We start from the raw sequence: 11,904 nt of genomic DNA on the forward strand, positions 1-11,904 counted from the left end.
ATATAATTCTCCTCTTTTCTTTTTTACAATTATATTTTCTCCAAATATAAGAAGAAAATATCGTTTTAATACAAAACGGAATAATTACGTTTTAGTTTGCGAACCTAGTATAATACATCTTTATGAAAGTTGCAATAAATAATAATCATTACGATTTGTTTTTGTTATAAATTTGTCAAAAAGAACGGTATTAATTTTTATGATTGGTGCATATGTGACAATGTTACTTTCATATATTGGGAGGGAGCAGAAAAAAGGGGATGAGTGCTTGGGTTACTTCATGGAGGCTATCTTATTAATACTTGCCGTAGTATTGCCATTATCTTTTGTTTTAATTTTTTTAAGGAGATTAATAAGTAATTTAGGAGATGCTACAACAATTACGAAATTGCCAGCGGAAGAAAAAGAAAAGAAAAAAGAGTAAGTAAAGCACTATGCATACGCATAGTGCTTTACTTATGGTAAAATGGGGGAACGGAAACTCCTGTTAGCGACGATTAGCTATAGGAGAGAAAAGTAAATAAAGAGGTATGCATATATATGAATGAACGAACAGCGTTAGTACTTGGTGCAAGTGGATTAGTTGGACAAGAAATAACACGTCTATTACTTGACTCAGATTACTACGATTCGGTTACTATTTTTGTAAGGGAACCATTACAATTACAGCATGAGAAATTGCAGCAGAAACAGGTGGATTTTTCAGTATTAGAGGAATATAAAGAATTTTTTGCAGTAGATGATGTTTTTAGTTGTTTAGGAACAACGATAAAAAAAGCGAAGTCGAAGGCGAATTTTAAAAAAGTAGATTATGAATATACATTGCGAGCTGCCTGCTTAGCTGAAAAACAAGGCGTGCAAAATTTTCTTGTTATTTCATCAATGGGAGCAAATCCTAAATCACTTTTCTTTTACTCGCAAGTGAAGGGGAAAATGGAAGAGGAGCTGAAAAAGCTAGTTATTGGTGGCATACATATTTTCAGGCCGTCATTATTAGTAGGAAATCGACAAGAGTATCGTTTTGGGGAAAGAATGGCTGAGAAATTATCTCGTATTCTTCCGTTTATATTTAAAGGGGCTTTTAAAAAGTATAAACCAATTTCTGCTAAAGATGTGGCGAAAGGAATGTATATAACAGCGCTGCGTGAAGAATCTGGTATTCATATTTATAGTTCAAACGATATTATAGAGATAAAATAAATAAAACCGAGAAGAATAACTTCTCGGTTTTATTTATTAGATTTAATGTTCCCGGGTACTCGTCGGTACTGATATGGTTCTTTTGATTCAAAGCCAAGTTCATTGGCTGCTATTCTTGGGAAGTATGGATTACGAAGTAACTCGCGTCCGATAAAAATTAAATCTGCTTCGTCATTATTTAAAATTTGCTCTGCTTGTGATCCGGTTGTAATTAATCCTACCGCACCAATTGCGATGTTAATATGCTACTTAATTGAATTTTCTTACATTGTATCATTCTCTTTTTTGTTTCTCTAATAAAACGCTTATACGAAAAATTTCGTCTATTCGTGTTACAATAAATGATATGTAATGAATTGGAGGATGACATATGTACCAGGCTTATTATGATAGTGAATTAGGTTTGTTAGAAATTACAGCGAACGAAGAAGGAATTACGTCTGTTATATTTGTTGATGAAAGACAAGAAGAAAATACAAATGGAATGATAGATCAATGTATAAATGAGCTGGATGAATATTTTAAAGGAGAAAGAAAAGAGTTTACAGTTCCATTGTCTGCTGAAGGAACACTATTCCAAAAGAATGTATGGGATGCACTTTACACTGTACCATATGGCGTAAGTGCTTCATATTTAGATATTGCGGAGAAGGTTGGTAATACGAAAGCTGTACGGGCGATAGGAGGGGCAAATAGCCGGAATCCAATTTCAATTATCGTTCCATGTCACCGTGTAATAGGAAAGAGTGGAAAACTTGTTGGGTATGCGGGTGGTTTATGGAGGAAAGAGTGGTTATTGAAGCATGAAGGCATTTTAAAATGAAGTATGGATGGAAAGAGGGATTGTTTTGAAATGTATAAATTGTGGGCGACCTTGTATTAATGATCAGTTGAATTGTGCGAATTGTCAAAGAAACTTGCATAATGAACAAGGTGAAGAAAGCTCGCTAATAGACAAAGAATTAGAAGTATATGTAGGGAGACAATATCCATATTACAAAAGAAAATGGGAGCTTGAGAATAAGCGAATTGCTAGGTGGAGCTGGAATGGTCTGGCAGCTATTTTCAATGTAGGTTGGCTTGGATATCGTAAGTATTACTTACCTGCTGCTTTATTTATACTGTTATTAGTAGCATGTGATGCATTTTCTTATTATATGGGGTTCAACGTAGCATTGCCAATCATTAATATGGTGCCTCTCACGTTTTTATTACTCGTTTTCATTCTATTTGGGATGGGGATTTTTGCAAATGGATTATTTTATCAATTTGCAGAAAGGCGTATATATCGAATAAAAGCACGGGGAATTAAAGATGAATCGGTTGAAAATTATCTCATCCGTGATAGTGGTGGAACGAGTAAAATGGGAGCAACAATTGTTACTATTTTAGCAGTTGCTAGTATTTTTTTCAGTCATTTCTTTTTTCCGACTGATCGAGATATTATACAAAAAGTACGTACAAGTTCGCTTTATGAATATCCGTTCTTTTCGATTGGTGAATCGTTTGAAAGCTATTTTCAAAATTCAGGGTGGATATATTATCGAGGTTCGGAAGGTATGGAATTAGTAGAATTTCAAGGATACAGCCCAGGGATGCCAAGACAAAAAGTTACAATTCAATTTATTGTTGATTATAAATTGAGTGAAGTTGAGCCATACTCCCTTACGATTAATGGTGAATCTAAAAATGAAGAAGAGTTTTTGAAGATGATGGAAGAAATATTCAAGGTTCAAAATCCATTTGAAATAGAGGATGGATTGCAAGTAAAAGTGATAGAAAAAGAAGCGGATGGAAAGCACGTTCTAGCTGCTTCTTTTTTGTTTTTAAAAAATAATATTTGAAATACTCTGAATCTTTTGTATAATAATATATATTATACTGGCTTTCATTTATACATATAGATTGGGGGAAGGAAGAATGAAGAGAAAGGTAACAACGATTGCTGTAGTTGCATTATCGACTAGTGTATTAGTTGCAGGTTGCGGAAATGGGGAGAAGGCATCTACAACAAAGAAAGAAGCAGGTAAGGGAGTAGCAGATAAGCAAGTATTAAATTTGCTAGAAACAGCTGAAATTCCTTCAATGGATACATCTAAATCAACAGATTCTGTATCTTTCCGTGTATTTGTAAATGCAATGGAAGGATTATATCGTCTAGATAAAGATAATAAACCAACTCCAGGTATGGCCAAAGACGTGAAGATTAGTGAAGATAAAAAGACATATACATTTGAATTACGTGATGCAAAATGGTCAAATGGTGATCCAGTTCGAGCACAAGATTTTGTATATGCATGGCAACGTACATTAGATAAAGCAATAGCAGCAGAATATGCATTTATTTTATTTGATGTGAAAAATGCACAGAAAGTAAATAAAGGAGAAGTACCGTCGGATCAATTAGGTGTTAAAGCGAAGGATGATAAAACGTTGGTAGTAGAATTAGAGCAACCAGCACCTTATTTCCTTGAGCTTACTTCGTTCCCTACATTCTTCCCATTAAATGAAAAGTATGTAAAAGGACAAGGGGATAAATACGGATTAGAAGCAGATAAATTATTGTACAATGGACCATTTACAATGAGTGAATGGAAACATGAACAAAGTTACCAGTTAAAGAAAAACCCAAATTATTGGGATAAAGATGCTGTAAAATTACAAGAAATTAATGTGGGTATAGTAAAAGAGACAAGTACTGGGGTAAATTTATATGATAGTGATCAAGCAGACCGTGTCATTTTAAGTTCTGAGTTTGTAGACAAATATAAAAAGAATAAACCAGATGAATTTAAAACGAAGCTAGACCCACGTATGTATTTCCTACGTTTTAATCAAAAAAATGCAACGTTTAAAAATCAAAAGGTTCGTGAGGCGATTGATTTAGCGTACGATAAAAAAGGAATTGCGGATGTAATTTTGAATGATGGATCATTGCCAGCGTATTTCTTAGTACCTGAAAAGTTTACGACAGGACCAGATGGAAAAGACTTCCGTACTGTAAATAAAAATTTCCGTGACAGTAAAGATAATGCTGCGAAAGCAAAAAAACTGTGGGAAGAAGCGAAGAAAGAACTTGGTCAAGATACAATTACAGTAGAATTACTAAATGATGATAACGGTAGTCGTAAAAAAGTGGGCGACTTTATTAAAGAAGAATTAGAGAAAAACTTACCTGGTATTAAAGTGAATTTGAAGCAACAACCATATAAGCAGAAGTTAGATTTAGAAAAGAAATTTGAATATGAATTCTCATTATCTGCATGGAGTCCAGATTATCCAGACCCAATGACATATATTGATATGTTCGTTACTGGAAGCTCATTTAATGAAATGGATTATTCAAATCCGAAGTACGATGATTTAGTAGCAAAATCAAAAGGAGAACTACTAAAAGATGACGCAGCACGCTGGAAAGCACTTGCAGAAGCTGAAAAAATCTTAATTGGTCAAGATGCTGCAATCTCTCCTACGTACCAACAAAGTACAGCTTACTTAGAGAAGACGTATGTAAATGGTATTGCTAACCATACGTTCGGTGGCGACTTTAGTTATAAATGGGCATATATTACAAAGAAATAGTATAATAAAAGATGAGTGAATTTTCGCTCATCTTTTATTTGTTTAGGGAGGAACGTGGAGTGTTGAAAGGAATCAATCATCTTTGTTTTTCAGTATCAAATTTAGAAAACGCTATTATGTTTTATGAAAGAGTGCTAGAAGGAGAACTATTAGTTAAAGGGAGAAAACTTGCATATTTCAATATATGTGGAGTATGGATAGCACTGAACGAAGAGGCACATATTCCAAGAAAGGAGATTCATCAATCTTATACGCACCTCGCATTTTCTGTTGAACAAGAAGACTTTGAACGCTTACTGCAGCGATTAGAAGAAAATAAAGTTCATATTTTACAAGGAAGAGAGCGTGATGTGAGAGATTGTGAGTCTATATATTTTGTTGATCCTGATGGTCATAAATTTGAGTTTCATTCAGGGACGTTACAAGACCGTCTAAATTATTATAGGGAAGAGAAACCTCATATGACATTTTACTAAGGGGGGAAGAAGTTGCATGCGCTTGTAATTGGTGGAACAGGAATGCTAAAGAAAGTTTCTATGTGTCTTTGTGATCAAGGGTTTCATGTTTCTATTATTGGACGAGATAGTACGAAATTGGAAGATGTTAAGCAAGTGAGTTCTGTATCGGGAAATATTACGTGCCTTCCTTTAGATTATCAAAATGACGATGATGTAAAGCAATCTATTACAAATACAATTGAACAAAATGGTCCAATAACAGTAGTTGTTGCCTGGATACACTCTAGTGCAAAGCATGCATTACGACTCATTTGTAATGAGGTAGAATTGTCGTCGGAAAAGTACAGTTTATTTCATATATTAGGTAGTAGTGCATCACGTACGAAGTCACAAAAAATAGGCGGGGCATTATGTAGTTATTATAGAGTTATATTAGGGTTTATTTTAGAAGATACATATGCAAGGTGGCTTACTCATGAAGAGATAGCTGACGGAGTTATAAAAGGAATTGAAAGTAAATGCACGGAATGGATTGTAGGGAGAGTAGAGCCGTGGGGATTGCGGCCAAAATGGTAAGGGGGAAATGGGAAATGAAGACAACGGTATATGTAACAAGGCACGGTGAGACAGAATGGAATGTTGCGAAGCGGATGCAAGGTCGCAAAAATTCAGCATTAACAGAGAATGGTATGATGCAAGCGAAACAATTAGGGGAGCGTATGAAGGAGTTGCCACTCCATGCCATATATAGTAGTCCAAGCAAAAGAACGATTCATACTGCTGAATTGATTAAAGGAGAACGAGATATTCCAATTATAGCAGATGAACGTTTCTATGAAATAAATATGGGGACATGGGAAGGGCAAACAATTGCTGATTTGGAAATGCACTATCCAGAAGAAGTACATTTATTTTGGAATGAACCACATCTTTTTCAATCAACATCAGGGGAAAACTTTGCGGCCGTTCATAAAAGAGTAATTGAAGGGATACACTTTCTTTTAGAAAAGCATAAAGGTGAAAGTATTTTAATTGTCTCTCATGCTGCAGCAGCGAAATTACTTGTAGGGCATTTTGCAGGTGTTGAAATTGAACATGTATGGGGAGAGCCATTTATGCATAGCGCGAGTCTTAGTGTGATTGAATTTGATGAAAATCTTGGTAAAGTAAAACAATTTGCAGATATAAGCCATTTTCAGTAAACGTAAAAAAGGCCGCAATGCGGCCTTTTTGGTGGGTATAAAAAACTAGCAATTACGCTTTTTATACCAAAAGTGATCGAATTTTTTATTTTTGCAAGATGAGGACTTGTGTCCGCTATCTTTGCAATCGTCCCATTTGTGCCCGTCATCGTGACAGTCCTTACCATGATCCCGCGAATCATCACAAGAACCATGATGGCTATGAGGGAAAAATACACATTTTTTACAGCAACATCGTTTTGTCCAGAAACATTTCTTTTCAAAGCGAACGCATTTTGTAACGAAAGTACAATGTTTCACGCGAGTACGTTTTGTAACTAAAACGCATTCTTTTCTGCGAGTAACTTTCGTAACGAATGTCCATTTTTGAACGCGTACACGAGTACATTTTGTAACGAATGTCCATTTTTTTACATGAGTACATTTTGTAACGAAAGTACAATGTTTCACGCGAGTACATCTTGTTCTTGGACATTTATTCCCTGTTGTACATTTACGTCCTGTTGTACAGTTACACCCTGTTGTACATTTATGATGAGAGAATTTATCATCATCACAATCAAAAGTACTTGGATCTTGGTGTAAGAAATCCTCCATACCAGCACTTTTGATTTCTTCAACAGCTTTTCTAATATCACGTTTCATAGAAATCCTCCTTATCGAGTTTTAAATTGAAAAGGTATTCTTTTTCCTTAACATGATATGAGATTCGGCTTCTTTCTGAACAGGACAAGAGTGTAATTTTATATAAATAGATGATAGCGGATGTATGGACAAGACAAGGCGCATACATTGAATGAAGAGAACAGAGAAGGGATGAGAATATATGCTACCTTCATATGATTTTTTTATTCATCCAATGTACTTAGTGGAATTAAAAAAAGATATTTGGTCAGATAGCCCAGTGCCAGCAAAGTTAACATATGGAAAAAAGAAGTATGATATTGATATCGTTTATCGAGGCGCTCATATTCGTGAGTTTGAGAAAAAGTCTTATCATGTTAAGTTTTATAAGCCAAAAAAATTTCAAGGGGTGAAGGAATTTCATTTAAACTCTGAATTTATGGATCCATCTCTTATTCGTAACAAATTATCACTAGACTTTTTTAATGATATTGGGGTACTTTCACCGAAGTCACAGCACGTATTTATAAAAATAAATGGTCAAATCCAAGGCGTATATTTACAGTTAGAATCGGTTGATGAAAACTTTTTAAAAAGTAGAGGGTTGCCGAGTGGTTCTATTTATTATGCGATAGATGATGACGCGAATTTTTCTTTAATGAGTGAGAGAGATAAAGATGTTAAAACTGAGCTTTTTGCAGGGTATGAATTTAAATGTTCGAATAAAAATAGTGAAGAGCAACTGAGTGAATTCGTTTTTCAAGCAAATACACTATCGAGGGATGATTATGAAAAAGAAATTGGGAAATACCTTCATGTTGATAAATATTTACGCTGGTTAGCTGGCGTTATTTTGACTCAAAACTTTGATGGTTTTGTTCATAACTATGCACTGTATCATAACGATGAAACAAATTTATTTGAGGTCATCCCGTGGGATTACGATGCGACTTGGGGGCGTGATGTACAAGGGAGACCACTTAATCATGAGTATATTCGCATTAAAGGATATAATACGTTAAGTGCAAGATTGTTAGATATACCTGTTTTTAGAAAGCAATATCGAAATATATTAGAAGAAATTTTAGAATTACAATTTACAGAATCCTTTATAAAACCAAAAGTAGAAGGCATGTGCGAATCCATTCGTCCATATTTACTTCAGGATCCATATATGAAAGAGAAAATAGAAGTTTTTAATCAAGAGGCTGAGATGATTTTTCAATATATAAATAAAAGAAGCAACTATATACAAGAACACCTTCATGAATTGGGATGATTTTGAAAGAGATTGAAACATTATCAATCTCTTTTTTTGTATACTAAAGATGGAGAAATAAAAAAGCGAAATAATATTTAGTAGAATGAAGTTGATTAAGAATGGAGTTGTGTAGATATGACGGTTAAATGGATTGATTGGGTAAAACAAATACAATCAATAGCACAAGCAGGTTTAACGTACTCCAAAGATGTGTATGATCTAGAGCGTTTCCAACAATTACGAGACATTTCAATTGCGATGATGTCACATTATACAAAAACAGATTGGGAAGTAGTAGAGAATTTATTTGCAAGTGAGACAGGCTATCAAACACCTAAAGTTGATATACGGGCAGTTATTTTTCAGAATGAAAAATTATTATTTGTGAAAGAAAAAAGTGATGGAAAATGGGCATTGCCAGGTGGATGGGCCGATATTGGTTATACGCCAACAGAAGTCGCAGTAAAAGAAGTATTAGAAGAGACAGGTTATAAAGTAGATCATTTTAGGCTACTAGCAATATTCGATAAAGAAAAACATCAACCATCTCCATCAGCAACCCATATATATAAGGTTTTTATAGGTTGCGAGATTGTTGGTGGAGAAAAGAAACTAAGTATTGAAACAGAGGATATAGATTTTTTTAGTGAAAATGAAATACCTGATTTATCAATCGCTAGAAATACCGAATGGCAGATTAAAGAAATGTTTGCGTTTATGAAAGATCGAAATAAGGAAAGGATACTTGATTAATTAAATGAATCAAGTATCCTTTTAGGGTATATTGATGAAGGGTTGTACATATTCTTGTAACAAAAAAGAGTCTAGTGTAGTCTTCTTTAAAGTCTATGAGTTAGGTGAAGAGATTCACATGATTATATTGGCAGATGGCAATCTTTATGTGATAATGGGAGGGTATGTGAAGAAAAAAGGAGATAGAAAAGAATATGTTAGCGAATATAATAGATCAGTTATTGCAATTCTTTGCAAGTCTAGGATACTTTGGAGTAGCACTAGGTTTAATGATTGAAATTATCCCAAGTGAGATTGTACTTTCGTATGCTGGATTTTTAGTGGCAGAAGGGAAAATTAGTTTTGTCGGTGCTGTTATTGCCGGAACAATCGGTGGTACTTTAGCGCAAATCTTTTTATACTGGCTTGGATACTACGGAGGGCGTCCGGTTGTTGAGAGGTTTGGGAAATATCTGCTTATTAATAAACATCATTTAGACATAGCAGAAAATTGGTTTAAGCGTTATGGAGCTGGAGTGATATTTTCTGCACGTTTTATCCCAGTTGTACGTCATGCTATCTCTATTCCTGCAGGACTAGCTAAGATGCCGTTAAAGCTCTTTACACTGTATACAGTAGTAGCGATTATTCCATGGTCAATTCTTTTTATATACTTAGGAGAAAAGCTTGGTGGAAATTGGCGACATATTAAAGAGTATGCATCTGATTACACACATTACATAATTATAGGTGCGGTTTTCTTTATTGCTCTTTACTTCGGTTTAAAGCTTTTGAAAAAGAGAAAAACAACGCATTAAAGTCAATGATTTTTCATTGGCTTTTTTTAATTGTTTCGGTTCTAAAAAAAAGGAGTTGTCCATAATGTGTAATAATAAAGCGTAGCGGGGGAATGTGATGAAAGGATCACCGTTTTTACGTGGAACGATATTTTTAACGATGGCAACGATGATATCTAAAATGTTAGGGTTCATATATGTTATACCATTTACAGCAATGGTGGGTACGAGTGGGTACGTATTATATACGTATGCATACCGTCCTTATACAATTATGCTTAGTATTGCAACGATGGGATTGCCACTTGCCGTTTCGAAAATGGTATCAAAATATGATCAACTCAATGATTATCATACGGTTAAAAGAGTATTAAAGAGTGGTATTGTTTTTATGCTTTTAATGGGGGTTATCTCGTGTTTTACGTTATATATGTTAGCGCCGCATTTAGCTGAACTTGTAATCGATGGAAACGATCAGTCGGGGAATAGTGTAACGGCGGTCACTTACAATATTCAAATTGTAAGTTTTGCGTTATTACTCGTTCCTGTAATGAGCTTGTTACGTGGTTTCTTTCAAGGTTTTCAATCTATGGGACCTTCTGCGCTCAGTGTAGTTGTAGAGCAATTTTTTCGGGTCTTAACTATTTTGATAGGAAGCTTTGTCGTTTTATATGTCATAAAAGCTTCTGTTTCGTTGGCAGTTGGTATTTCAACGTTTGGAGCATTTATGGGAGCACTAGGTGGATTAAGTGTTTTAAGTGCGTATTATATAAGAAGGAGAAAACATTTAAAGAAAAAAGAGATGGCAAGTATACCACAAACAACGAAATCTTTTTTCTCGTTATATAAGGAGCTCTTTACATATTCAATACCGTTTGTTGTGGTTGGTTTAGCAATTCCGTTGTATCAGACAATTGATACATTTACAATTAATAAACTACTTATACAAATAGGATATATGCAAGGAGAAGCTGAAAAGATTAATGCGATAATTGGTCTTGTTCAGATGGTTGTACTTATCCCGGTTTCTGTTGCAACGGCTTTTAGTATGTCCCTTGTACCTGAAATGACGAAAGCTTATACAGCGGGAAATGAGAAGCTACTGTATAAACACCTTACAAGGACAAATTTATTAGTGGTAGGAATTACCGTACCGGCGGCGATTGGAATGATGGTTTTAGCAAAACCAGTGTATACTCTTTTATTTGGTGCGGGAAATGATCCAGAGATGGGCAGTATTATTTTGCAGTATTATGCTCCTGCTTGTATACTATTCTCACTATTTACAGTAACCGCGGCCATGTTACAAGGAATTAATCAACAACAGAAAACAGTGCTAGGATTAGTAATCGGAATAACTGTGAAGATAGTTTTAAATATTGTATTGCTACCGTATTTTGATTATGTAAGTTTTATCATTTCAACATACGCTGGCTATACGATTTCAGTCGGCTTTAACTTGTGGATGCTTTCTAAATATGTTATAAAGGCAACATAAGCTTTTTAAAAGGCAGAGAACACTCTGTCTTTTTCTATGTTTACAAGATTTTTCTTAAAAAAACGTTTTCAAAATAATTTTTCTATTGAAATTTAATCGTTTGTTTCATATGCTGAAAATAGCGGTTCAAAAACTGTTGTTTAAGTGAGGTAGATTCCCACATGTAAAAAGAATCGGGGTGATAGTATGTTAAATATTTATTTAACAGACCGAAACGGAAAACTACAAGAGATTGAGGAAATGCAAAAGGGCTGCTGGATTAATGTACTTCATCCAACAGAAGAAGAAATTCAGTATCTAGTACAAACTTTAAATGTAGACTTAGATTTCATTAAAGACCCTTTGGATGATGAAGAACGCTCTCGTATTGAAAAGGAAGACAATAATACTTTAATTATCGTGGATATTCCGACAGTCAGACATGATGAAGAAGGAAATTCAATTTATGACACGATTCCAATAGGTATGATTGTAATGCCAGATTGTTTTGTTACTATTTGCTTAGAAGAAAATCCAATTTTTGAACGCTTTATTAATCAACGTATTAAAG

14 protein-coding genes and 1 pseudogene are annotated in these 11,904 nt (G+C 34.5%); 13 read left to right on the top strand and 2 right to left on the bottom strand.

Translation table 11 applies throughout. The features are described 5' to 3' along the window. Positions 1-199: 199 nt before the first annotated feature. Complete coding sequence (locus AB3X48_RS11520) at positions 200-424, top strand: hypothetical protein (RefSeq protein ID WP_016104612.1); 225 nt, start codon at positions 200-202, stop codon at positions 422-424. Between the two features lie 116 nt (positions 425-540). Beyond that, positions 541-1,200 carry an oxidoreductase gene (locus tag AB3X48_RS11525; protein ID WP_002200778.1) on the top strand — a complete coding sequence of 220 codons (660 nt, stop codon included), beginning with the start codon at positions 541-543 and terminating at the stop codon, positions 1,198-1,200. A gap of 29 nt (positions 1,201-1,229) precedes the next feature. Here AB3X48_RS11525 and AB3X48_RS11530 read toward each other — a convergent pair. Then, a pseudogene (locus AB3X48_RS11530) lies at positions 1,230-1,445 on the bottom strand (oxidoreductase); the annotation flags it as partial. Positions 1,446-1,570: 125 nt separating this feature from the next. Between AB3X48_RS11530 and AB3X48_RS11535 the strand changes: the two are divergent. The 6 genes from AB3X48_RS11535 (at position 1,571) to AB3X48_RS11560 (ending at position 6,442) form a co-directional block, all read left to right on the top strand. Continuing rightward, positions 1,571-2,023: a methylated-DNA--[protein]-cysteine S-methyltransferase gene (locus AB3X48_RS11535; protein ID WP_078181209.1), complete on the top strand. Its 453-nt coding sequence runs from the start codon at positions 1,571-1,573 to the stop codon at positions 2,021-2,023. Between the two features lie 25 nt (positions 2,024-2,048). Continuing rightward, positions 2,049-3,044: a DUF2628 domain-containing protein gene (locus tag AB3X48_RS11540; RefSeq protein ID WP_016104614.1), complete on the top strand. Its 996-nt coding sequence runs from the start codon at positions 2,049-2,051 to the stop codon at positions 3,042-3,044. Between the two features lie 76 nt (positions 3,045-3,120). Further along, a complete protein-coding gene (locus tag AB3X48_RS11545) occupies positions 3,121-4,782 on the top strand; it encodes a peptide ABC transporter substrate-binding protein (protein ID WP_016104615.1) in 1,662 nt (553 codons plus the stop codon). Positions 4,783-4,841: 59 nt separating this feature from the next. Further along, positions 4,842-5,258 (top strand): FosBx1 family fosfomycin resistance bacillithiol transferase, encoded by a 417-nt coding sequence (gene fosB, locus AB3X48_RS11550; RefSeq protein ID WP_002148565.1) that lies wholly within the window; start codon positions 4,842-4,844, stop codon positions 5,256-5,258. Positions 5,259-5,270: 12 nt separating this feature from the next. After that, on the top strand, positions 5,271-5,816 hold the full coding sequence (locus tag AB3X48_RS11555) for a short-chain dehydrogenase (protein WP_016104616.1): 546 nt from the start codon (positions 5,271-5,273) through the stop codon (positions 5,814-5,816). Between the two features lie 14 nt (positions 5,817-5,830). Then, the gene (locus AB3X48_RS11560) at positions 5,831-6,442 is read left to right on the top strand and encodes a phosphoserine phosphatase 1 (RefSeq protein ID WP_033714697.1); all 612 of its coding nucleotides are present in this window, start codon (positions 5,831-5,833) and stop codon (positions 6,440-6,442) included. Positions 6,443-6,487: 45 nt separating this feature from the next. Here AB3X48_RS11560 and exsB read toward each other — a convergent pair whose 3' ends face one another. Beyond that, a complete protein-coding gene (gene exsB / locus AB3X48_RS11565; protein WP_016104618.1) occupies positions 6,488-7,087 on the bottom strand; it encodes an exosporium protein ExsB in 600 nt (199 codons plus the stop codon). A gap of 181 nt (positions 7,088-7,268) precedes the next feature. Here exsB and cotH point away from each other — a divergent pair, with 181 nt between their 5' ends. The 5 genes from cotH to AB3X48_RS11590 form a co-directional block, all read left to right on the top strand. Beyond that, positions 7,269-8,345, top strand: a complete 1,077-nt coding sequence (gene cotH / locus AB3X48_RS11570) for a spore coat protein CotH (RefSeq protein ID WP_016104619.1) — start codon at positions 7,269-7,271, stop codon at positions 8,343-8,345. Positions 8,346-8,462: 117 nt separating this feature from the next. Beyond that, the gene (locus tag AB3X48_RS11575; RefSeq protein WP_016104620.1) at positions 8,463-9,080 is read left to right on the top strand and encodes an NUDIX hydrolase N-terminal domain-containing protein; all 618 of its coding nucleotides are present in this window, start codon (positions 8,463-8,465) and stop codon (positions 9,078-9,080) included. Positions 9,081-9,274: 194 nt separating this feature from the next. Next, positions 9,275-9,877, top strand: coding sequence for an undecaprenyl phosphate transporter UptA (gene uptA, locus AB3X48_RS11580; RefSeq protein ID WP_016104621.1), 603 nt, complete (start codon positions 9,275-9,277; stop codon positions 9,875-9,877). 97 nt (positions 9,878-9,974) lie between these two features. Beyond that, on the top strand, positions 9,975-11,354 hold the full coding sequence (locus tag AB3X48_RS11585) for a putative polysaccharide biosynthesis protein (RefSeq protein ID WP_016104622.1): 1,380 nt from the start codon (positions 9,975-9,977) through the stop codon (positions 11,352-11,354). A 186-nt stretch (positions 11,355-11,540) separates the two neighbouring features. Then, the coding region (locus AB3X48_RS11590; protein WP_367959518.1) for a CorA family divalent cation transporter at positions 11,541-11,904 on the top strand (364 nt) is incomplete at its 3' end.

This window comes from Bacillus sp. S4 (genome assembly GCF_040838205.1).
In the GTDB taxonomy this organism is placed as follows: domain Bacteria; phylum Bacillota; class Bacilli; order Bacillales; family Bacillaceae_G; genus Bacillus_A; species Bacillus_A cereus_U.